We start from the raw sequence: 24,292 nt of genomic DNA, 5'->3' as shown, positions 1-24,292 counted from the left end.
CCACCGCGGTCCGCGTCTGCCAGCCGACCCACGGCCTTCGGCGCGACGTCGATGAGCGAGCGCCCAGCGTGCCGGCACCAAGTCGCACGCTGGGCGCCTCAGTTGGCCGTTCGAGCGTTCTGGCCGGCCGCAGGACACTGGCCCCGATCGAGGTCTGTTATTCCGACACGATGAAGTCCAGGGCATAGCCGGAGGCCGTCGTCCAGTGGGCGACAAGTTGACCGTCGTCTGCGTACAGCGTGTCGACGGGCATGGGGACGTCGATCGGCTCGCCGGCCTTGGTGCCGAGTTTGCTGGCGTGGAGGGTGAGGCTGTGCTCTTCGCCTCGTACTCGTCCCTGGCGCCGCCGGCGAGGAGCAGAGCGGCGTGCGCCTCCTCACCCGGAGCGATGACCGTAAGGGCAGACGCCACGGCGGCGGTCAGGGGCGAGGTGTGCCGCCGAACCGTTCGTCCGGAGGCTGCGCGGGGAGAACGAGACGGAAGGTGCACCCCTTGCCCGGCGCGGTGTCGAGCTCCAGCCGGCCGCCGTGGCCCTCGGCGATCGCGGCGGCGATGGAGAGGCCGAGGCCGCTGCCGCCGTGGGCGCGGGAGCGGGAGGGGTCGGCGCGGTAGAAGCGCTCGAAGACGTGCTCGGCGTTCCGGGCGGTGAGTCCGGGTCCTTCGTCCGCCACCTCGACGACGCCGACCGGCGTGCCGTGCGGCAGGGGTGGTGACGCGCTGGTCCGTCCCGGGCGGTCCGCTCCGCAGGTGTCCGCGCTCACCCGGGTCTCGCCCACCCTGACATGGACCGGAGTGCCGGACGGGGTGTGCAGGCGGGCGTTGGAGAGCAGGTTCTCGACGATCTGCCTCAGCCGGTGGGGGTCGCCGGTGGCCTCGACCATGTCCAGTTCACCGCCGCCCACCGGGTCCGGCAGCGGTCCCAGGTCGACCGGATGGCCCGCCCCGTGCAGGGCGGCGGTCCGTACGGCGTCCGCCGCCAGGGAGAGCAGGTCCACCGGTGCGCTCTCGTACGACGGTTCCCTGTCCAGCACGGCGAGGAGTTGGAGGTCGTCCACGAGAAGGCCCATGCGCTCCGCGTTCTGCGCGATGAGCTGGTAGGCCTCGCTCTGTTCCTCGGCCGACAGACGCTCGCGGCGCAGGGTGAGCTGTGCGTAGCCCTGGATGGCGGTGAGCGGGGTGCGCAGTTCGTGTCCGGCGTCGGCGACGAAGCGCCGCATGCGGGCCTCGGACGCCTCCCGCTCCCCGAGCGCCTGGCGCAGCCGCTCCAGCATGGAGTTCAGAACCCGGCCGAGCCGGCCGATCTCGGTCCGCGGATCGGTGTCGGGAAGGCGCAGATCGAGCTGCCCCGCGCTGATGCGCTCGGCGGTGTGTTCCATGCGCGTCAGCGGGAGCAGGCCGAGCCGTACGACCCAGCGGCCCAGTGCGAGCAGGGCGGCGACGGTCACGGCGAGCAGTACGGCGTTGAGCCAGAGGATCTTGGAGGTGGCGCCGTCGACCGTGTCCAGCGGCAGGGCCACGACGGCGTGCATGTCGTTCGGGCCGGAACTCAGCAGCACCCTCCACCGGTTGTCGCCGCTGACCGCGTCGACGGTCGCCGGGTGACCGTCCCGCAGGCCGAGCCCCGCCACCGAGTCCGCGATCCGCGGCCCCGGCGTGTCATCGGCACCGAGCGACGCGTCCACCCGGCGGCCGGCGGCATCGTAGAAATAGACGCGGAAGTCCGAGGGCAGGATGCCGGGCCGGGCGCCGGGAATGCCCCCCTTGCTCGCGTCGAAGTAGGCAGGGTCAGGGGCGTGGAAGTCGTTGAGCTGCTGGTCGACGCGGTCCAGGAGCCACGAGCGCAGTACCGCGAAGCCGAAGACCTGGGAGACGACGACGGCGACCGTCGCCAGCGTGGTGACGCCCAGGATCAGACGTCGACGCAGGGATCCGGACGGCCGGGGAAGCGACGGTTTCACTGGTCCGCCGCCCCGCGCGGCAGCCGCAGGCAGTAGCCGACGCCGCGCACGGTATGGATGAGTGGCGGCTCGAAGCGGTCGATCTTCCTGCGCAGGTATCTGACGTATGTCTCGACGATGCGGGCGTCCCCGGAGAAGTCGTAGCTCCACACGTGATCGAGGATCTGGGCCCTGCTCACCACCCGGCCCGGGTTGGCCAGCAGATAGGCGAGCAGTTTGAACTCGGTCGGCGACAGCGGAACGTAGTGCCCGGCGCGGTGCACCTCGTGCGCCCCCTCGTCGAGTTCGAGGTCGGCGTAGCGCATCACGGTCTCCGGAAGGAGCAGTTCCGTTCCCTGGGCGGCCGTGCGGCGCAGTATGGCCTCGACGCGAAGGAGCACCTCCTCGATGTGGAACGGCTTCGTCACGTAGTCGTCGCCACCCGAGCTCAGACCCTTGATCCGGTCGTCGACGTCGATCCGGGCGGTCAGGAACAGCACGGGTACGCCGTTCCCGGCCGCCCGCAGCCGCTGTGTGACCTCGAACCCGTCCAGGTCGGGGAGCATCACGTCGAGCAGCACCAGGTGCGGTTCCCGCCGTTCGATCTCGACGAGGGCGGACTGACCGTCCTCCGCCCCGCTCACCTCGTACCCGGTGAGCCGGAGGGTGGACTCCAACAGGGTGCGGATACTGGGCTCGTCCTCGACCACGAGGAGCCTGTACCGCTGCCTGTCGGAGGGCTGCTCGTTCATCGTGCTGCGCGGTCCGTTCTGTCGTGGTTCACCGTGCGGCGCAGTCGTACAGAACGGTGCTGCCGCCGAAGAGCGCCGCGCCGCCGGCGTTCTGCTGGGACGTCGTAGCGCCTCCGTAGACCGACGCGGGCACCTTGGCGCAGTTCTCGGAGATCCACTCGGAGCGCTGCTTGCTCGGGCCTTCCGACGTGCCGCCCGGGAGCCGCATGCCGCCGCCACCGGAGTCGTCCGATCCAAGGATGTACCGCAGTTCGCCGTCCTTGGTCCACTTCTTGAGCTGGTCGACGGACGGCGCGTCGTCGGAGTTGGTGAAGCCGCCCATGCCGATCACCGTCTCGTCGCTGTTCAGGATGAACGGGTTGGTGGCGTTGGCCCCGCCCGACACAGCGAGCTTGATCCGCGCCTTCGGTGCGTGCTGCACGGCGTAGTCGAGGATCCTGCGCTGGTCGGAGGTGAGTTCCGAGCCGCTGGAGCCGCCGAGTCCGCGCGGGATCCCGCCGGAGCCGCCCGGGAAGGAGGGCATCTCCTGATCGCCGGAAGTCGAGCCGGAACCACCGGACGTGCCGGGCATGCCGCTGGGGAAACCGCTCGGTATTCCCCCCTGACCACCGCTCGGCAGACCACCCGCACCGGAGCCGGGCATACCGGAGGGCATTCCCGAGGGCGTCCCGGACGGCATCCCGCCCTGTGCCGAGCCGGTGTCCCCACCGGGGAAGCCCTGCGTGTCCGTCGGGATCCCGGAGGGCAGGCCCGATGAGCCCTGGCCTCCGGCGGAGCCCTGGCTCGGCATGCCGCGGCCTCCGAAGCCCGGCGCGACCGCCGGACCGGCTGACGGATTGGCGCCACCCATCAGATTCGACGAGCCCGAGGAGGCCGGCGCGCTGAGCGCCCACGCTCCTGGCACCACCAGCATCGACACCACCGCGGCGGCCGCCCCCGCCAGGAGGAGCCTTCCGCCGCGCCGGGCCGACAACAGCGCGATCGCCGCGCAGCCGGTCAGCAGCACGGGCCAGACCAGCCACCCGTTCCAGTCCGGAGTACGACGGACGAGGACCACCGCCCAGCCGACCGTCACCGTCACGGCCGCCGCGCCGACCCAGAGAGCCCACGGCAGGCCCGCCCGGTGGACACGGATCAGGGCTGCGAGCATGCCACCGCACAGTGCGGCGATCGCCGGGGCCAACTGGGTGGTGTAGTAGGGATGGAAGATGCCCTTCTGTGTGGAGAACACCGCCATGCACACGATCAACCAGGACCCCCACAGCAGCCACCCCGAGTCGGGCAGCACGCCGGACGGGTCCAGCCGCCCACGGCGGCGCAGCACCGCGCATGCCACCCCGAGAGCCAGGGCCACGGCACAGGCCGGCAGCAACCAGCTGATCTGCCCGCCGATCTGCGAGTTGAACATCCGGCCGAAACCGGCCTCGCCACCGAAGATGCCGGTCATGCCGGCCATGGTCTGCGACGATCCTCCGCTGGAGCCGAAGACCCGGCCGAGCCCGTTGTAGCCGATCACCAGGTCCCACGCCGAACCGTCCTCGCTGCCGCCGATGTACGGCCGATCACCTGGCCACAGCGCCACCATCGCGACCCACCAGAACGAGGACGCCACCAGGACGGCTCCCGCGCCCAGCAACCGCCCCACCCGGGGGGCCCAGGCACCGCTTCCCGCCACGAGCCAGGCGAGGGCGAACGAGGGGAGCACCATCCAGGCGGCCAGCATCTTGGTGAGGAACCCGCATCCGATCAGGAACCCGCTCGCGCACAGCCACCAGGTCGCCGCCCGGCCCTCGGCCCGCAGGGCGCGGGTGAGCGCGTACGCCGCCGACACCAGCAGCAGGACGAGCAGCGTGTCCGGGTTGTTGTCCCGGTTGATGGCCACGGTGATGGGCGTGAGGGTGAACACCAGGGCCGCGAGCAGTGCGGCCCCCTCCCCCGCCCAGCGGCGCACGGTGCGGTGCAGCACGAACACCGCGGCCACGCCCTCGATCACCTGCGGGAGGATCAGCGCCCACCCGTGCAGCCCGAAGAGCTTGCTGCTGACGACCTGGGGCCACAGAGCGGCCGGCGGTTTGTCGACGGTGACGACTCCGGCCGGGTCGTAGGCGCCGAAGAGGAAGTTGGTCCAGCTCTTCCCCATCGACTTCACCGCCGCGGAGTAGTAGCCGTTGCCCCAGCCCAACGACCCGAGCGCCCAGCCGTACAAGGCGGTGGCCACCAGCAGGATCAAGCCGAGCGCGGCCGGTGCGGCCCAGGCGGGCAGGGAGCGGGCAGGAGGATCCGAGGGATCGCTGGGCGCCGACGCCACCGACAGGACCCGGTATGACTCGTTCATGGAAGGAAATCAGCTCTCGTCAGACGTCGTGGTGGCGGGCTTGGTACCGGCGGCCGTGCTGCGGAAGACGGCCATCCGCAGCACGGCGAAGCGGACGCCGGTGACCGCGACGGACGCGATGGCCAGCACCGCGGTTTCGGCAGCCGCCGAGGCACCGGGATCGGCCTTCTTGAACCACAGCACCGCGCCGGAGGTGACCAGGTAGCCGAGCAGGAACAGGCCGCCCGCGCCCAGGTGGGCGCGCGTGGGCCGGGCGTCCGCGTGCCGGAACGTGAGGCGGCGGTTCGCCTCGGTGTTCAGCACCGTCAGCACCAGCAGTGACACCAGATTGGCGACCGCCGGCTGCCACCAGCCGCGCAGCAGCCAGTACAGCAGTGCCTGCCCGACGGTGGAGACGATGCCGATCGCGATGAAGCAGCCCACCTCCCACGACAGCACGCCGCGCTGCGTGGGCGAGGCCAGGACGGCGTCCGGATGCTCGGCAGCCGGTGCGGGGCGGCGGGGCAGCTCGACGCGAGCGTCGCCGGACGCCTTCAGCCGCGCCATCCGCCACAGCCCCTTGAGGTCGTCGGTGGCCGTGCCCACCACGTCCACCCGGGTGTCGATGTCCTCCACCCAGTCGACCGGCACCTCGTGGACGCGCAGTCCGTTGTGCTCGGCGAGCAACAGCAGTTCGGTGTCGAAGAACCAGGCGTCGTCCCGGGTGACCTCCAGCAAAGGTCGCAGCACTTCCGTGCGGGCGGCCTTGAATCCGCACTGGGCGTCGGTGAAACGCACCCCGTGGGTGAGCCGGATGATCCCGTTGTAGCAGCGGGATACGAACTCGCGGCGCGGCCCGCGCACGGTGCGTGCACCCGGTGCCAGTCGGCTGCCGATCGCGATGTCCGAGTGTCCGGTGGCCAGGGGGGCGACGAGCGGCAGCAGCCCGTCGAGGCCGGTGGACAGGTCCACGTCCATGTAGGCCACGACGTCCGCGTCGCTGCGACTCCACACGACGCGCAGGGCGAGGCCCCGGCCCTTGCGGTCAAGGTGCACGACGTCGACGCCGGGCAGTTCTTCCGCCAGGCCGTGAGCCACGGAAAGCGTCGCGTCCGTGCTGGCGTTGTCGGCGACAGTGATGCGCCAGGGAAACGGAAACTCCTCGGTCAGCCGCGCGTGCAGGGTACGCAGACAGCCGGGCAGGGCGCGTTCCTCGTTGTAGACCGGAACGACGATCTCCACGGTCGCCGTGCCGGAGTCGGCGCGCGCGGGCCCGCCCGGAAGCTGGAAGGCGACGGTTCGGCCGGGGTGATGGGTGAGGGCCGTGCTGTGGGGGGTGGGCGACATGGCTTCCTCAGGCGAGTAGGGACACGGGAGGCGGCTCCATTGCCTTGATCACGAACTGGTCGCCACTCTCACCCACGCGCCTGGGAGACCTGGGAGAGAAAAGCGAGAACTGACGGAGAGTCAGATGTTCATGGCCTGATCACAGCTACGGCCCGGAGTCACCATCCCGGCCCGCACCCGCCGCTCCCCCTCGCCGTCCCACTTGGTCAGCCGCACCCCACGGCACGGAGCCCGACAACCAGTGGCTGATTCCTTCCACCTGATCGTTGCTCTGCGGGTGGCGCGGGGGGGCTGGTGAAGGTGGTGTAGGGGCGGCAGCGGATGCCGACTTGATCTTCGTGCTCGGCCATCTTGCCGGTGGCCCGCAGGGTGCGAAGCAGCTCGCCTGTCCGGCGGCCTGGGACGCCGACGCGAACGACTACGCGGTCGAGGCGGCGAAACAGCACCCCGGGCGATTCGCGACCCTCGGGTGGTTCCCCCTCGACGAGGCCGCGGACGACTCCCTCGTCGACGCGTGGCTGGACAAGCCCGGCGGCATGCTGGGCCTGCGCATCATGCCGGCGGCGCCGGGAGTTGGCCGACCGTCTCGCGTCGGGCGGGCTCCACTGGCTGTAGCCGCGCAGGCAGGTACGCCCGCGCGTTCATCGACGACTCCGGATCCCTCCCCGGCCTGATGGCCTGATGGCCTGACCGCTTTGGCGCGGGCTGTCGCCTCAGCAGCCACTGCCGGAGCGGCTCCGGCAGTGGCTCGGGGCAGCGTTCACAGTCGGCGCCAGCGGGCCGAGGCGAAGGAGAAGACGCCGAACAGGATCAGCCCTACCGCGACGGCGACGAGGAGCCAGGGTCCCGCCGGTGTCTGCGCGAAACTCCGGAGCGTCGCGTCCACCCCCTTGGCCTCGTCCGGGTCGAAGCGGACGGCTGCCACCAGGATGAAGACCCCGGCCGCGGCGAACACGACGCCACGCGCCACGCCTCCGCCGACACCCAGAGCGGTGACGACCTGCTTCGTACGACGGCTCATGGTGGCGGTGTCCAGCTGCCGCAGGAAGCTACGCATGGCCGCCCGGACGGCGAGAACCGCGCCGATGCCGATCAGGAGACAGCCCGCGGCCCCCACCAGCACCTGGCCGTACGAGAGTTCGAGCGCCGATGCCGTCCAGTCCTGCGACTGCTCGTTGCTGCTGGAGCCCTGGCCGCCGCCGGCGGCGTACACCGCCGTGGCCCAGCAGACGGAGGCGTAGAAGACCGCCCGGCCACCGTCGAGGAGCCGCGAACCCGCCTTCCGCCGGGGTCCCCTGGTCAGCACGGCGCGAGATCCCCGCCAGAGCGCCATGGCCCCGAAACCGACCACCAGGGCCCACAGCATCACTTTCCCGAAGGGCTGTGTCGCGATCTCGCGCAGCGCGCCCTGCCGGTCCGCCTGGCCGCCGCCGCTCCCGACGGCGATCCGGATCGACAGCATGCCGATCAGTACGTACACGACGCCGCGTGCGACGAATCCCGCCCGCCCTGCGGCGGTCAGCGTCTCGCGCTCCGTGGAACGGGCCGCGGACTTCGCGGCCAGGCCGCGCCCTTGCGTGTTGGACGAAGTCACGATGTCCTCCCCATGGGGTGGGCGCTCGATATGCGCCCACAGCCCCAAGTGCCCCGGGCCGGTGTCTTGATGCGCGCCCTCGGCGAGCGACGGCCCAGCGGTACCGGAGGGATTGATCCTGCGGGCGAGTTCGGCGAAGCGCCGACCCCTGGTCGTTCCTCGACCATGCGAGTGGAACCTGGGCCACGCCAGGCGCTTCGGGATCGAGTGCTCACCGAGCCGCGAGGCCCGAGTCCCGTACGACTCCAACCGCACGGCGTTCTCGCCGACTGGCAGATCACCGGGCAGCGGCTCGTCCTTGGGGGCAGGCGACGGCCGGTGCAACGGTGAAAGCCTGTGGTAGGTGCAGGTTTTTGTTTGTTTCGGGGTCATAAATATCTAATCACGCACTGTGGTTTCATGGAAGTGCGCACGTCGTGGCGCACACCGTCGACAGGGAGTTGTGAGACATGGCGGCACCGCAGGTCCGGTGGAGCGCGCTGCTGGAGATGCTGACGCGTGACGGGCGGATCGAAGTAGAGGGGGCTGCCGCCGAGTTGGGGGTCTCGGCCGCGACGATCAGGCGGGACCTCGACGAGCTGGCCCGCCAGCAGATGGTCACCCGCACGCACGGCGGAGCCGCGCTCAACGCGATCGCCTACGATCTGCCCCTGCGCTACAAGGCCGCGCGCAACGCTCCGGAGAAGGAGCGGATCGCGCACGCTGCCGCGGGACTGGTGAAGGCCGGCGCGGTGGTGGGGCTGAACGGCGGCACCACGACAACCGAGGTGGCGCGGGCCCTGGCCACCCGCGCCGACCTGGGTTCCGGTGGTTCGGAGACGGCGCTCACCGTGGTGACCAACGCGCTGAACATCGCCAACGAGTTGGTTGTGCGGCGCCACGTCAAGCTCGTGGTGACCGGTGGAGTGGCCCGGCCTGCGTCCTACGAGCTGATCGGGCCACTGGCCACCGAACTGCTCGCGGAGATCGCACTGGACCAGGTCTTCCTGGGGGTCGATGCCATCGACGTGGCCCACGGGGCGACCGCCCACCACGAGGGCGAGGCCAGCATCAACCGGGCGCTGGCCCGCCGCGCGCAGCAGGTCGTCGCGGTCGCCGACTCCACCAAGCTGGACCGGCGGACCTTCGCCCGTATCTGCCCGGTGGAGGACATCGACGTCCTGGTGACCGACAAGGCCGCCTCGGACGAACTGACCAGGTCGTTCACGGCAGCCGGCGTGGAGGTCATCCGCGCCTGACAGGCGCAGGCCGCTCCGGTGCCGGATCCGTCGCGCATCCCGGCTTCCCCGGACGCCGCCCGCGGTCAGGCCGGAGACGGAGTAGCGGTCCACGGAACCGAACAACACCACCACGCGCCCGATCGGGACGAGCGAAGCGGCGAACGGGTACTGCCACTGCTCATGGTGTGAGGTGACGAAGCCGGATTCACCCTGGTCGGGCTGTCCTGTTGGCGGGCGACGGGGATTCCGGCAACCCTGCCGTCCGGTCTGGCCAACGAGATCGACCGCGGCGGGGGCAGTTGATGGCGCTCGGCCAAGACCCTCTGTCCGCCCGGTCGTGATGCAACCGGCTGGCCGCCGCCCTCACCTCGGCACGCGGCCCCGGCCCGGACAATCCGCGGCATCTGACCCGTTCCGTGATCCTCGCCTCGCGGAAATTTACCCGTCCGTTACGAACCGTTTCCGGGCTCGCCGGGGCTTCTCGACGGGGCTCGGGACCGACCGCCACCAGGTACAAGAGCTGTTCCAGAAGCCTCGCCCCGTCCCTTGAGAGGCCACATGTCCCGCCTGTTGACAGGTGGCGGCTGGCGCAAGAACATGAGCGAAATCGCTTGAATCTTGCATCTACACGCAGAATCAAGCAGACCGCATGCCATCGGCACCCCGCATCACCAGCTCCTGAGTCACCGTCACCGTCCTGTCCGAGGAGGACACGAGTGCACGCCCGACTGAGCAGTCCCGGCGGTCTGTTACTCGCTGCCGCCCTGACCGGCGCCATGCTGATGGCGCCCGTCACCGGCTCTGCCCCGGCAACAGCCGCCGCTCACCCAACCCCCGCCCCCGCCAAGAACGGGCCGAAGGTGGCCCGCACCGCGCACGCTGTCACGGTCACCGTGCCGGCCTCGGCCGGTACCCCCGGCTACACCCTCGACGTGGCCACCGGCGAACTCGCCCTGACCACACGGCGCGCAGGGAAGACCGTGCTCGCCACCGCCTCGGGCAACACCGGCGCCCTGCGCTTCACCGCGGTTGACGGCACCTGGCAGCACGCGACCGGCGTCACCGGCTGGACGTGGAAGCAGGGCATCCTGACCGTGACCGCCGACAGCACCCTCGACGGCGCGACGGTGGAGGCCCGGATCACCCCGGGTGCCGACCGTTACCAGCTCGACTGGGACGTCCACGGCGGCGCACCCACACAGCTGGGCCTCTCGTACGACCTTTCGTCGGCGGGCCACTGGTACGGCCACGGTGAGGCGGAGACCCCGCAGGGTGGTCCCGGCGTCAACCAGCCCTGGCCGCTGGACGCCGGCGAGGTGGACCACAAGACCTTCGGCCCGGCGTCCTACCACATGATCGACCCGTTCTGGTACACCTCCAGGTCGACCGGTCTGCGCGTCGACACCGGCGACGTCATGGACGTGGCGCTCAACAAGGGCAAGGACGGCCTCGGCACCTTCACCGTCGAGTCGCCCGGCACCTACAAGGCGACCGTGTTCGTCGAGTCGACGCCGCTGGAGGTCTACCGCGACTACATAGGCATCGTCGGCAAACCGCTCAAGAGCGACGCCCCGTACGAGCAGTTCGCCAAGCCGCTGTGGAACTCCTGGGCGCAGTTCTACACCAAGGTCGACCAGGAGAAACTGCTCGACTACGCCACCGACCTCCACGACAACGGCCTGGACGGGCACACCATCCAGCTCGACGACAAGTGGGAGTCGAACTACGGCAATCTGACCTGGGATCCCCAGACCTTCCCCGATCCCGAGGGCCTGTCCGACAAGATCCACGACATGGGGTTCGACTTCGGTATCTGGGTCACCCTGTGGATCAACCTGGACTCCGACAACTACCAGTACGCGGTCGACCACGACTATCTGCTCAAGGACGCCAAGGACACGAGCAAGCCGTGCGAAGTGACCTGGTGGAACGGCCAGGCCGGGATCATCGACCTGGCCAACCCCGACGCCAAGTCCTGGTACGAGGGCAACCTCAAGAAGCTGATGGACACGTACGACATCGACGGGCTGAAGTTCGACACCCGCTTCTTCGACGAGAAGTGCGCCCCCCGCGAGGGCCACCAGGCCACCGACTACCAGAAGCTCGGCACCCAGCTCGCCGACGAGTTCGATCTCCAGGGCGCCGGCATCCGGGTGCACTGGAACCGGACGGCCCATGAGGCCGGCTTCGTCACCCGCCAGGTCGACAAGGGCACCGGCTGGGACTCCCTGCGCGCCTCCGCCAGCCAGAACCTGGCCATCTCCACCATCGGCTACCCGTTCGTCGAGTCCGACATGATCGGCGGCTCCGGTGGCCAGCCGGCACCGTCGAAGGACGTGCTGGTGCGGTGGGCGCAGTCCGCCTCGCTGATGCCGCTGATGTACGCCTCGACGTCGCCGGTCGACACCTTCGACACCACCACCGGCCAGAAGGTGGACTACGACCAGGAGACCGTCGACCTCTACCGGCGGGCGATCACCACGCACGGAAAGCTCGCCCCTTACATCTGGGACCAGGTACAGAGCACCCTGAAGACCGGCGATCCGATCATGCGGCCGCTGTTCTTCGACTTCCCGAAGGACGAGGCGAGTTACACGGTCACCGACGAGTGGATGCTCGGCCCGGCCGTGCTGGCCGCGCCCAAGCTGAGCGCCGGCGCCACCCGCTCCGTCCATCTCCCGCCGGGCACCTGGTACGACGTCAACCAGGGCACCGTGATCCGCGGCCCGAAGACCCTCAAGGGGTACGCGGCGCCGCTCGGTGTCACCCCGGCCTTCGTGAACCTCAAGGCCAGGGGCGCGGGCAAGGCCGTCAAGGCACTCAAGCGCGACGACGCCCCGGCCGCCTCCGTCCTGATCACCCCCGACGACCCGTCCACCGACTCCGGTACCCCGTTCGAGGTGACCACCGAGGTGACCAACTGGGGCTCCCGGACCCTCGGCAACGCCAAGGCCGCGCTGGCCCTGCCCGACGGCTGGAGCGCCAGGGCAACCGGCCCGACCGCCGCGAAGTCCCTCAGGAACGGCGCAACCCTCACCACCACCTGGACGGTGACCCCGGCCGACGACGCCCGTTGGGGCAGCCACGACCTCACCGGCATCGCCACCTACCACGCGTACAACGGGTCACAGAAGGTGTCCGACACCGTGCAGGCACGGGTGAAGGCCGCCCCTGGCAGTGTCCAGGAGCCCTATCTGACGGCCGACACCACCTCCGGGGGTGCCCGATTCGCCCAGGGCGGAGACCAGTTCGCCATCTGGGCGGGCGGCCAGGACCTGTCCGGCTGGAAGGACGAGAAGGGCCTCGTCTATCGCGACGACGCGGCCGGCGAAAAGGCCACCGTGCAGGCCCGGTTGGTCTCCCAGAACAGCGCCTCGCCGGTCGGCAAGGCGGGCATCGCCGTCGCCAACGACCTGACAGCGCCGGAGAAGGGCGGCTACGCGGTGCTGGTCATGACCCAGAGTTACGGCCTGGAGTTCATGACCGACAGCGACGGCGACGGCAGGCTCGACACCTGGGCCGGCGGTGGCTCCACCTATCACCCGGCGTATCTCAAGCTGACCCGGGACGGCGCCACCTACACCGCGTACGCCAGCAAGGACGGCGTGACCTGGTCGCGGGTCGGCGCCGCCCAGGTGCCGTCGGCCACCGGTAGCGGCGACGCCGGGATGGTCGCCAGCGCCGCCAACGTCAACTATCCCGGCCAGGACATCGAGGCCGTCTTCAGCGGATTCTCCGTCACGTCCTGACACCCCGGGCGCCCCTGCTTCACGGCCGGCGCCCCTGGCAACACCCCCGGTTCTCCGGCAGGCCCCCGATCCCGTGGAGGCCTGCCGGGGACCACTCCCCCGCACGCCCGTGAGAGAGGGAACCCACCCCCATGGCACGTACGTCCTCAGCTGTCGCCGGCTTCGTCGCGGGCGTGGTCGTGGCCGCGAGCACCGCCGCGATCGCCGTCACCGGTACGACAGCCACCGGCACCGACCTCAACTCCAAGGCCACCACCACCTGGCTGACCGTCAAGGTCGCCGACGCCATGGGCACCAGGGACACCCTCACCTGGGTTCCCACCGGCTCCTTCGCCGGCTCGGCGGAGGAACGGGTCCCGCGCTACCCGATGACCGCCATCCAGGGCAAGGGCACCAAGGAGCTGCGGCTCTCCGCCGTGCGCAACGAGCAGGTCTCCGCGCAGCTGGCGATCGCCTCCGGCCACGACCTCGACGACGTCAAGGCCGTGGTCGGCGACCTCACCGGGCCCGGCGGCGCGAAGCTGGCCGGTGCCGACACCCAGGTCCGGTTCGTCACGTACGTGCCCGTGCAGCGCTCCAAGAGCGAGGTCGACTGGTCCGCCACGATCGACCAGGTCAGCTCCGGCAAGGAGGTGTCCGGCGACCGCGATCCCGACGTGGTCGGCGACGCCCTGGAGGAGCGGTCCGCCGTGGACGTACCCGCGTACGCGGCGCAGCCACTGTGGTTCACCTTCCACATCCCGAAGAAGGCGAGACCCGGCACCTACACCGGCACGGTCAGGGTCAACGCCGACGGGCGCACCCAGGCCAGCTATCCGCTGACCATCGAGGTGGCGGACGCGAGCGTGCCCGACCCGAAGGACTACGACTTCTTCCTCGACGTTTGGGCGCAGCCGGAGACGATCGCCAAGAACCACGGCGTCGAACTCTGGTCCGACAGGCACTGGAAGCTGATCGAGAAGTACGACCGCGACCTGGCCTCGCGCGGCCAGAAGGTCATCAACACCACCATCGTCGACAACCCGTGGCATCACCAGTGGTCGCTCGGCACCCGGGAGTCACAGACCGCGACGCCGTACAGCAGCATGGTGGGCTGGAAGTGGAACGGGAAGTCGTTCGCCTTCGACTTCGGCCGCCTGGACAAGTACGTCCAGACCGCCAGACGTTCCGGTCTCGGGCCCGACATCGGCGCATTCTCCATGCTGGCGTTCCAGGACCAGGAACACCTCACCTACGCCGACACCAGCACCGGCAAGACCGTCTACGAGAACGTCGATCTGGGCGGCAGTCGCTGGCGTGAGGCGTGGGGAGCGTTCCTCCCCGCCTTCGAGAAGCACCTGAAGGCGAAGGGCTGGCTGCAGGACACCTGGCTGTCCTTCGACGAGCGGCCCATCAGCACCATGACGGTCGTCAAGGACTTCGTCCACGAGGTCGCGCCGGTCTTCGACGACCGTATCTCCGTGGCCGGTTCGATCAGCACCGAGGGCGTCGCCTCCAACCTGTCCGTGGACTGGGGCGGCATCGACGCCATGACGAAGGAGAAGGTGGCCGAGCGGCGCAAGGCCGGCAAGATCACGACCTTCTACGTGTACGGGGCGCCGGCCCACCCCAACACGCTGTCGTTCTCTCCCGCCGTCGAGTCGCGGATGCTGCCCTGGATCTCCGCCCAGCGCAACCTGGACGGCTTCCTGCGCTGGTCGTACAACAGCTGGACCAGCGACCCCTTCAAGCAGCCGGTGCACATCTTCACGCAGGGCGACGAGTACCTGGTCTACCCGGGCAAGGACGGCCCGATGTCCAGCATCCGCTGGGAGCAGCTGAAGGAGGGCGTCGAGGACTACGAACTCGTCGCCGAGCTGCGGAAGAAGGACGGCGGCGCCGACAGCGCCGCGCTGACCGAGGCCATGACCACCGCGACGCGGAACCTCGACGGCCGGACGAAGGACGTGGGCGACATCGAGACCGCACGGGCGGCCGTCGTGAAGGGGCTGACGTCATGAAGGCGAAGTGGAAGTCCCTGCTGCTCGCCACGGCCCTGACTGTCATGCCCCTGACCAGCATGCATGCCGTCGCGGCACCGGTCCGGGCGGAGCCCATCGGCACCCCGCACACCGTCACCTACGACCAGTACTCCGTGCGGGTCGACGGCAAGCCCCTGTACCTGTGGGGCGCCGAGTTCCACTACTTCCGGCTGCCCAGCCCCGACGCGTGGCGCGACGTACTCCAGAAGATCAAGGCGGGCGGATTCAACGCGGTCTCGCTCTACTTCGACTGGGGCTACCACTCCCCCAGGCCCGGCTCGTACGACTTCACCGGCATCCGCGATGTGGAGCGGCTGCTCGACGAGGCCGAGCGCGCGGGCCTGTATGTGATCGCCCGCCCGGGCCCCTACATCAACGCGGAGGTCTCCGGCGGCGGCATGCCCGCCTGGCGGTCGGCGCAGGCCGGTGTGAACCGTACCTCCGAGCCGGAGTACCTGCAGGCGGCCCGGGAGTGGATGAGCCGGATCAACCCGATCATCGCGCGCCACCAACTCACCCGTGGCACCGGATCGGTGATCCTCTACCAGGTCGAGAACGAGTACCAGGGCGGCCGGCACGACGCCGACTACATGCAGACCCTCATCGACTGGGCGAAGGACGACGGCATCGACGTGCCGACCTTCGTCAACGACGGCGGCGCCAACAAGAACTGGGTCAGCGGCAAGGGCGCCCCGGACATCTACGGCTTCGACGCCTACCCGCAGGGCTTCGACTGCAAGGACCCGGACAACTGGAAGAACCTGCCCGACTATTCGTACGTCAACGAGTGGAAGCCCGAGTCCCCGCTGCTCATCCCCGAGGCACAGGGCGGCGCCTTCGACCCCTGGGGCGGCACCGGATACCAGGACTGCGCGAAACTCACCGGCACCGACTTCACCCGGGTGTTCAGCAAGATGAACATCGCCGCCGGGGTGAGCGGCCAGTCCTTCTACATGACGTACGGCGGCACCAACTGGGGTTGGCTCGCCGACCCCAACGCGGTCTACACGTCGTACGACTACGGCGCCCCGATCAACGAGTCCCGCCAACTGACCGACAAGTACCAGGAGTTCAAGCGTCTCGGGTACATGGTCAACGCGGTGACCTCACTGGCGCGCACCGGCAAGGCCGAGGCGCCCGCCCCGTCCGACGACGCCCTGCGCATCGACCGGCGCGTCAATCCCGACGACGGCACCCAGTTCTTCACCGTCCGGCACGCGGACACCCGGGTGAAGGACAAGGACGAGACCACCCTGTCGCTGAAGGGCGCGGACGGCGACTACCCGCGTGTGCCGCAGCAGGGAATGATCACTGTCGACGGCCGTGACGCCAAACTCCTTGTCGCCGGCTACGACTTGGGCGAGAGCCAGCGGCTCGTCTACTCCACCTCGGAGATCATGACGCACGCCCGGATCGGTGACCGGGACGTGGCGCTGCTGTACGGGCGTGCGGGTGAGGCCGGCGAGACCGTGCTGCGGTACGCCGAGCGGCCCGAGGTCACCGTCCTGGCCGGCGATGTCACCACCACCTGGGACGCCGGACGCGGCGACCTGCGCCTGAACTACACGCACAAGGGCCTGGCGCGCGTACTGGTGAACGGCCTGGAGCTGCTGATCGCCGACACCGCCGAGACCGCCCACTGGTGGCGGCAGGACACCACCGGGGGCCCGGTTCTCGTACGCGGCCCGTCCCTCGTCCGTACGGCCGAACTGGCGCACGGCACACTGAAGTTGACCGGCGACTCCACCAAGGCGGTGAAGATCGAGGTCATCGCGGACGCCGGGAAGGTGACCTGGAACGGCCGCAAGGTCGCCGTCACCCAGGCTCCGCGTCCGGTCCGGCTGCCTGCGCTGACGACGTGGAAGTACAAGGAGGAGGCGCCGGAGTCCGCCCCGGGCTTCGACGACTCCGTCTGGACCGTCGCCGACCACCTCACCGCCAACAACCCGGATCTGGCGGGGTCGTTGCCGGTCCTCGCGATGGACGAGTACGGCTACCACCACGGCAACGTCTGGTACCGGGGCCGGTTCAGGACGACCGGCCGCGCGACCGCGCTCGCACTCGACGCCAAGACGGGTGCGACCGGACAGTACGCGGTCTGGCTCAACGGTCACCACCTCGGCAGCTCCGGCAACGGCGCGCACACCTTCGACATCCCGGCGGAGGCGCTGAAGGCCGGCGGGTCCAGCGGGGACAACGTCCTGTCCGTCCTCGTGGAGAACGCGGGCCACAACGAGGAATGGGGCCACGACTACTCCAAGGAGCCGCGCGGTCTGCTCGGCGCCGAGGTGATCGGCGGGGCCTCCACCCTTACCTGGAGGATCCAGGGCAACCGGGGCGGCGAGAACCCGGCCGACACCGCGCGAGGCCCGTACAACAACGGCGGGCTGTACGGGGAACGGGCCGGCTATTCGCTGCCGGGCTACTCCGACGGCAAGTGGAAGCCGACCTCCCTCTCTCAGCAGTCCCCGAAGACCGCGCCCGGCGTGCGCTGGTACCGCACCTCCGCCCGGCTCGACCTGCCGCAGGGCCAGGACAACACGATCGCGCTGGATCTGGCGGAAGCCGCAGGCGGCAGCACCGGCTACCGAGCCCAGATCTTCGTCAACGGCTGGCTGATCGGCCGCTATCTGCCGGACACCGGGCCCCAGACCCGCTTCGTGATCCCCAAGGGCATCCTGCGCGAGCAGGGCAGCAACACCATCGCCCTGGCCGTGTGGTCCACCGAGGCCGGCGCGGGCCCGGGTTCGGCGAAGCTCGTCGACCTCGGCGCCACGGCGGGCGGCATCAAGGTCGGAACGGTGGCCGCGCCCTCGTACGACGCGAAGACATACGCCATGACGGCCTCCGGAGCCCGTGTCGAGGTCGACGCCGAGCCGTTCCTGAGCACCTCCACCGCCGCCGAGGTCCCCGTCACCCTCAGCGTGCCGAAGGACGCGCCGACCGCCCGGAACGTCGAGCTGGCGCTGAAGGTCCCGGACGGCTGGACCGCGACCACCGACGACACCACCCGTTTCGCCCGGGTCCGGCCGGGCGGCACGGTGACCGCCGTCTACACCGTGACCCCTCCCGCCGATCCGGTCCACTACGCCGTCCTGTCCGCGACCGCCAGGCTCACCCAGCCCGGCCGTCCGAGCACCGTCACCGGTGTGCGGGCCGTACAGGTGCCGCCACCAGGGCTGTCCTCCGACGCCTATCTGAGCGACCTGACCCTGGTGAAGGCGGTCAACGGCTGGGGTCCGGTGGAGAAGGACGCCTCGAACGGGGAGTCGGCGGCCGGCGACGGACGCCCCCTGAGCATCGGCGGCACCGGCTACGCCAAGGGCCTCGGCGTGCACGCGAACAGCCAGATCCGGGTCTACCTGGGCGGTGGCTGCACCCGCTTCACCGCGACGGCCGGGGTGGACGACGAGGTCGGCGACAACGGCAGCGTCTCCTTCCAGGTGATCGCCGACGGCCGCCCCCTCACCACGACCCCGGTGGTGCGCGGCTCCGACGGCGGCACCGACATCGACGTGGACGTGACCGACGCCCGCTGGCTGGACCTGCTGGTCGACGGGGACGGCGATGTCTCCTCGGACCACGCCGACTGGGCCGACGCCAGGCTGACCTGTACGGGAGGCACCGCGTGAGCCTTGCCCGAGTCGGACGAGTACGTACCGCGCTGGCCGGAGCGTTGGCCGCCGTACTGCTCGCGGTCCTGACCGCGGCGCTGCCCGCCCACGCCATGGCCCCGGCTACCGTGACGGCTGCCGAACCCACGCCCCACACGGTCAGTTACGACAAGTACTCCGTCAAGGTCGACGGCGAGCGGCTCTTCGTCTGGTCCGGAGAGTTCCACTACTGGCGGCTCCCCAGCCCCGACCTGTGGCGCGACGTGCTCCAGAAGATCAAGGCGAGCGGCATGAACGCCGTCTCGATCTACTTCGACTGGGGCTTCCACTCCCCCGCGAAGGGCCGTTACGACTTCACCGGCGTCCGTGACGTCGACAAGCTCCTCGACATGGCCGAGGAGGCCGGGCTCTATGTCATCGCCCGCCCGGGCCCCTACATCAACGCCGAGACCGACGGCGGTGGTTTCCCCGGCTGGCTGATGACCCAGAAGGGACAGGCCCGCTCCACCGACCCCGCATACCTGGACGCCGCCCGTGAGTGGCTCAGGGAGATCGACAGGATCCTCGCCCGCCGCCAGGTCACCGACGGCACCGGACCGGTGCTGCTCTACCAGGTCGAGAACGAGCTGTACGACCCGCAGGGCCGCGACTACATCGTCGAGCTGAGCAAGCGGGTACGAGCCGACGGCATCACCGTGCCCCTGGTCGGCAACGAGCCGATGCCGCAGTACGCGGGCGGCGAAGGCCTGGACTTCGTCGGGGAGCTGGACCAGTACAACTCCTTCTGCAAGGGCGAGTGGTGGCTGCCCACCCTCAAGCGACAGCAGGACGACGCCCCGCTGGCGATCTTCGAGGCGGGCACCGGCTGGTTCCAGACCTGGGGCGACACCGGTTACGAGAAGTGCCCGCAGAAGATGGGCCCCGCCTACCAGAAGATCGTCAACAAGCACGAGGTCATGCAGGGCACGACGATCCAGAACCTGTACATGACGTATGGCGGCACCAACTGGGGCTGGCTCGCCGACCCGCGCCAGGTCTACACCTCGTACGACTACGGGGCACCGATCAGCGAGCCCCGTCAGACCGGCGCCGACTACGACGAGATGAAGCGGCAGGGCCTCTTCTACACCACCACCGCTCCGCTCACGGCCACCGATCCGGCCAACGCCCCCGCCTCCTCCAACGCCGCCGTGCACATCGAGGCCCGCGCCAACCCGGACACCGACACCCAGTTCCTCTACCTCCGCCACGGCGACCCGATGGCCGACGCCGACGCCACCACCACCTTCGACTGGAAGACCCCGGACGGCACCTATCCGGTCACGGCTCGGCTGAACGGCAGGACCGGCAAGATCCTCGTCGCCGGCCACGACCTCGGCGGTGGCCGGCGCCTCGTCTACTCCACCAGCGAGCTGCTGACCAGCGCGCGCACCGGTGACCGCGTGCAAGCCGTGCTGTACGGCGGCGAGGGCGACCCCGGGCAGACCATGCTCCGCTACTCCGCCAAGCCGAAGGTCACCGTGCTGGACGGCAAGGCGGACGCGACCTGGGACGCCGAGCGCGGCGACCTGAAGCTGGACTACACCCACTCCGGCCTCACCCGGGTCCTTGTCCAGAGCGGCGGACACCCCGATCTGCTGCTGCTCATCGGCACCGACGACGAGGCCGCCGGCTTCTGGCGGCAGGACACGGCAGCCGGTCCGGTCCTGGAACGCGGCACCGAGCTGGTCCGTACGGCGTCCGTCACCGGCCGGACGCTCGCGCTCACCGGCGATGCGAGGAAGGCGGGCCCGCTGGAGGTCTTCGCCCCGAGCGGCGTACGGAACGTCAGCTGGAACGGCGTACCCCTGAAGGTGCGACGGACACCCTCGGGCAGCCTGCTGGGCACCGTGCCCGGTCCGAAGGACGTCAGGCTCCCCGAGCTGACCGGCTGGAAGACGTCCGCCGAAACCCCCGAGGCCGCCCCCGGCTTCGACGACTCCTCCTGGACGTACGCCGACAAGCTGACCACCGACAACCCGACCAAGCCCGGGACTCTGCCGGTGCTCCACCAGGACGAGTACGGCTACCACTACGGCTACGTCTGGTATCGCGGCCGCTTCAGGGCCACCGGCACCGAGAAGTCACTCTCCCTGACCGCCTACGCCACCAACCCGGACACCGGATCGGCAGCGGTGGGCGCGTACTCGGTGTGGATCAACGGGAAGTTCGCCGGGACGAGCCAGACCGGCCGCAAGACCTTTCCCCTCGCCGACGGGCTGTTGCGCAAGGGCAAGGAGAACGTGGTCTCGGTCCTGGTCGGCAACATGGGCCACAACGAGGACTTCACCTGGAACAGCGACGACCACAAGCAGCCGCGCGGCCTGACCACGGCGTATCTCGCGGGCTCCGACGCGCAGATCACCTGGCGCGTCCAGGGTGCCCGGGGCGGTGAGCGGCCCGTCGACACCGTACGCGGGCACATGAACAACGGCGGTCTGTACGGGGAGCGTTCGGGCTGGACCCTGCCCGGTTACCCGGACCGGTCGTGGGACGACGCCACGCTGCCGGTCAGTGACACCGCTCCCGGGATCGCCTGGTACAGGACCACCTTCAACCCCAAGCTGCCCAAGGGCCAGGACGTCTCCGTCGGCGTCACCGTCACCGACGCCCCTGACCGCAACTACCGCGCCCTCATCTACGTCAACGGCTGGCTGCTGGGCAACTACGTCAACGACACCGGCCCTCAGCACACCTTCCCCATCCCCAACGGCATTCTGCGCGCCGACGGCAGGAACACCATCGCCATCGCCTCCTGGAGCGAGGACACGAAGAGCGGCGGCCTCGGGAAGGTCGGCCTCACCACGCTCGGCAACGTCGCTTCCTCGCTGCGGGTCGGCAAGGTGACCGCCCCGGCCTACGACGCCGCCACCTACGCGGACCCGACCGCCCCGGTGCGGGTGACCCTCGACTCCCCCGACACCGTCGAGCCGGGCAACAGCTACCAGGTCACGGCGACGGCCTCCGTGCCGGACGACGGGAGGACGCTCAGCGATCTCGCCCTGCGCCCGGAACTGCCGGACGGCTGGAGCGCGACCCCGGCCGACCCGGTGCGGCTCGGCACCCTCGAACCGGGAGCCTCGGCGACTGCCCGGTGGACCGTCACCGTGCCCGCCGACCAGAAGACCGGCACTGTCGCCATCCTGCGCGTCACCGCCGACTTCACCCGCGCGGGCAGGCCCGGTTCGGTGACCGGGGAACAGGTGGTGGCGGCGCAGCCACCACCGCTGACGGCCGGCGAACACTACGTCAGCGATCTGCCGTTCGTCTCCAGCAGCAACGGCTGGGGGCCGGTCGAACGCGACCAGTCCGTGGGCGAGAACGCCGAGGGCGACGGCCTGGCGCTCACTCTCCACGACACCGTCTACGACAAGGGCCTCGGCACGCACGCCACCAGCAGCGTGCAGGTGTGGCTCGGCGGCACCTGCTCCGCCTTCCACGCCGCGCTCGGCCTCGACCAGGAGACGTACGGCCGCTCCGACGGCCCGGCCACCGTCGCCTACACCGTCCTCGCCGACGGAACCCCCGTATACGAGAGCGGCACCGTCGACCGGGACACCGCGACGAAGAAGATCGACGTCGATGTGGCAGGCGCGCGGCGGCTCGAACTCGTCGTCTCGGACGCCGGGGACGGCAACGCCCTCGACCACGCCGACTGGGCCGACGCCAAGCTGACCTGCGGCGGCGGTGCCTGATGTCCACGCTGAGACGAACCGTCCGCAGCAGCTCGGCGGCACTGATCCTGGCCGCCCCGCTGCTCGGCACGGCCCCGGGGGCTGCCGGCTCAGGGCCGATCACCGCCGCGACATCCGCCTACGAACTGCGCGTCGCCACAGACCGGTTGGCTGTCACCACCGTGCGGCAGGGCCGGACCGTCCTGGCCACCGCGCCCGCGGCGTTCCGGTTCCGGATCGGCGGCGCCTGGCACATCGTCCGGGAGGTCACCGGCAGCACCCGTGACCGGAACACCTTGCGCGTCACCGCCGCCACCGACCTGCCGGGTGCCACCGTCGATCTGCGGATCACCCTTCGCGCCGACCGGTACGACATGAGCTGGTCCCTGTCGGGCGTCCGGGCCGACGCGCTCAGCACGGCGTACGACCTCGGCAGCGCCGGGCACTGGTACGGCCACGGCGAGAACAGTGACCAGACCGTCCAGCCGTGGCCGCTGGACTCCGGGCAACTGGTGGACACCGGCTTCAGCCCAACCTCCTACCAGGTGGTCTCCCCCTTCTGGTACACCTCCAGCGCCACCGGTCTGCGGGCGGACACGAACGACCCGATGGACGTGCGGATCAACTCCGGCGGCAACGGGCTCGGCGAGTTCACCGTGACCGGAGACCGGCCCGCCGCCTCCACGGTGTTCGTCGAGGACACTCCCGCCGAGGTGTACCGCGACCACATCGCACTCGTCGGCAGGCCCGAACGCTCCGACACCCCCTACGAGCAGTACGCCACCCCGCTGTGGAACTCCTGGGCCCAGCTCTACGGCGAGCAGAACCAGGAGAACGTCCTCGCCTGGGCCCGCGCGCTGGCCGGCGCCGGGCTCGGCGGGCACGCGGTGCAGATCGAGGAGAGCGTGATCGCCGCCGACTTCGGCGAACGGTTTCCCGATCTGCCCGCCCTGTCCAGGCAGCTCGGCCGCCTCGGCTTCGACCTCGGCATGTGGACGGGCCTGTACATGCCCGAGACCGCCGCCAACTTCTCCGAAGCCGTCGACAAGGGCTATCTGCTGAAGGACCCGTCCGACGCGACCGAACCCTGCCTGTTCACCTGGTGGAACGGCCGCCGGACCGGGCTGATCGACCTGGCGAACCCGGCCGCCCGGCAGTGGTACACCGACGATCTCAAGGCGCAGACAAGCGAGTTGGGGGTCGCCGGGTTCAAGTTCGACACCGCCTTCTTCGACGACCGGTGCGCCACCTACCCGGGGGCCACCCGCGCCGACTACGTCACGTACGGCGCCGAGCTGGCCGACACGTTCGACCAGCAGGGAGCCGGGCTACGGGTCGCCTGGAACGCCGCGCAGGCCAAGGGCTTCGCCACCCGCACGGCCGACAAGCCGACCACCTTCGCGGGGCTGCGCGCCGCGGTCTCGGCCAACCTGTCGGTCTCCACGATCGGTTACCCCTTCGTGGAGACCGACATGATCGGCGGCTCGCTCAGCTACCCGCCGCCCAGCAAGCAGGTCCTGGCCCGCTGGGCGCAGGCGGCGTCCCTGATGCCGCTGATGTACGCCTCGACCTCACCCACCGGCGTACGGGACGCGACGACCGGCAAGTGGGTCGGCTACGACCGCGAGACGGTCGGCCTCTACCGGCAGGCGATCAAGACGCACGAGAAGCTCGCCCCCTACGTCTGGGACCAGGTGCAGAGCACCCTGAAGACCGGCGATCCGATCATGCGGCCACTGTTCTTCGACTTCCCGACGGACGAGGCGAGTTACACGGTCACCGACGAGTGGATGCTCGGCCCGGCCGTGCTGGCCGCACCGAAGCTCGACGAGGGCACCACCCGGGACGTCTTCCTGCCGACCGGAACGTGGCGTGACGTCACCGACGGCAAGGTCGTCCGCGGCCCGGTGACGCTCAAGGGATACGCGGCCCCGCTCGGGGTGACCCCGGCGTTCGTGAACCTCACGGCCGAGGGCGCGGCCAAGGCACTCAAGGCGTTCCGGCAGAACAACTCGACGCGATGAGGGACAG

At 70.1% G+C, this 24,292-nt stretch carries 12 protein-coding genes; 7 read left to right on the top strand and 5 right to left on the bottom strand.

Features of this window, described 5'->3' with window-relative positions; all coding sequences use genetic code 11:
• Positions 1–419 precede the first annotated feature (419 nt).
• The 4 genes from ACW4TU_RS44220 to ACW4TU_RS44205 are packed head-to-tail and all read right to left on the bottom strand — an operon-like array spanning position 420 to position 6,350.
• Positions 420–1,958 (bottom strand): sensor histidine kinase, encoded by a 1,539-nt coding sequence (locus ACW4TU_RS44220; protein ID WP_457423078.1) that lies wholly within the window; start codon positions 1,956–1,958, stop codon positions 420–422.
• Positions 1,955–2,689, bottom strand: a complete 735-nt coding sequence (locus ACW4TU_RS44215; RefSeq protein ID WP_457423076.1) for a response regulator transcription factor — start codon at positions 2,687–2,689, stop codon at positions 1,955–1,957. Before ACW4TU_RS44215 ends, ACW4TU_RS44220 begins: the two co-directional genes overlap by 4 nt.
• Before the next feature lie 28 nt (positions 2,690–2,717).
• On the bottom strand, positions 2,718–5,024 hold the full coding sequence (locus ACW4TU_RS44210) for an ArnT family glycosyltransferase (RefSeq protein ID WP_457423074.1): 2,307 nt from the start codon (positions 5,022–5,024) through the stop codon (positions 2,718–2,720).
• Between the two features lie 9 nt (positions 5,025–5,033).
• On the bottom strand, positions 5,034–6,350 hold the full coding sequence (locus ACW4TU_RS44205; protein WP_457423073.1) for a glycosyltransferase: 1,317 nt from the start codon (positions 6,348–6,350) through the stop codon (positions 5,034–5,036).
• A 329-nt stretch (positions 6,351–6,679) separates the two neighbouring features.
• Between ACW4TU_RS44205 and ACW4TU_RS44200 the strand changes: the two genes are divergently transcribed.
• Positions 6,680–7,024 carry an amidohydrolase family protein gene (locus ACW4TU_RS44200; RefSeq protein ID WP_457423071.1) on the top strand — a complete coding sequence of 115 codons (345 nt, stop codon included), beginning with the start codon at positions 6,680–6,682 and terminating at the stop codon, positions 7,022–7,024.
• 86 nt (positions 7,025–7,110) lie between these two features.
• Here the strand turns inward: ACW4TU_RS44200 and ACW4TU_RS44195 are convergent, their stop codons facing one another.
• On the bottom strand, positions 7,111–7,944 hold the full coding sequence (locus ACW4TU_RS44195) for a DUF1206 domain-containing protein (RefSeq protein ID WP_457423069.1): 834 nt from the start codon (positions 7,942–7,944) through the stop codon (positions 7,111–7,113).
• Positions 7,945–8,393: 449 nt separating this feature from the next.
• Here ACW4TU_RS44195 and ACW4TU_RS44190 point away from each other — a divergent pair, with 449 nt between their 5' ends.
• From ACW4TU_RS44190 to ACW4TU_RS44165, 6 genes are all read left to right on the top strand, one after another.
• Positions 8,394–9,182: a DeoR/GlpR family DNA-binding transcription regulator gene (locus ACW4TU_RS44190; RefSeq protein ID WP_457423067.1), complete on the top strand. Its 789-nt coding sequence runs from the start codon at positions 8,394–8,396 to the stop codon at positions 9,180–9,182.
• Between the two features lie 764 nt (positions 9,183–9,946).
• Positions 9,947–12,913, top strand: a complete 2,967-nt coding sequence (locus ACW4TU_RS44185; RefSeq protein ID WP_457430605.1) for a TIM-barrel domain-containing protein — start codon at positions 9,947–9,949, stop codon at positions 12,911–12,913.
• Positions 12,914–13,044: 131 nt separating this feature from the next.
• Positions 13,045–14,913 carry a DUF4091 domain-containing protein gene (locus ACW4TU_RS44180; protein WP_457423065.1) on the top strand — a complete coding sequence of 623 codons (1,869 nt, stop codon included), beginning with the start codon at positions 13,045–13,047 and terminating at the stop codon, positions 14,911–14,913.
• Entirely contained in the window at positions 14,910–18,566 is a 3,657-nt protein-coding gene (locus ACW4TU_RS44175; protein ID WP_457423063.1) for a beta-galactosidase, read from the top strand. The genes ACW4TU_RS44180 and ACW4TU_RS44175 overlap by 4 nt, the downstream gene beginning before the upstream one ends.
• Positions 18,563–22,282 (top strand): beta-galactosidase, encoded by a 3,720-nt coding sequence (locus ACW4TU_RS44170; RefSeq protein WP_457423061.1) that lies wholly within the window; start codon positions 18,563–18,565, stop codon positions 22,280–22,282. The genes ACW4TU_RS44175 and ACW4TU_RS44170 overlap by 4 nt, the downstream gene beginning before the upstream one ends.
• Entirely contained in the window at positions 22,282–24,285 is a 2,004-nt protein-coding gene (locus tag ACW4TU_RS44165) for a TIM-barrel domain-containing protein (protein ID WP_457423059.1), read from the top strand. The genes ACW4TU_RS44170 and ACW4TU_RS44165 overlap by 1 nt, the downstream gene beginning before the upstream one ends.
• Positions 24,286–24,292: the final 7 nt, after the last annotated feature.

Source organism: Streptomyces kryoterrae (assembly GCF_054072135.1).
Note: the sequence above shows the minus strand (reverse complement) of the source record. Positions and strands in the feature narration are given on the sequence as shown.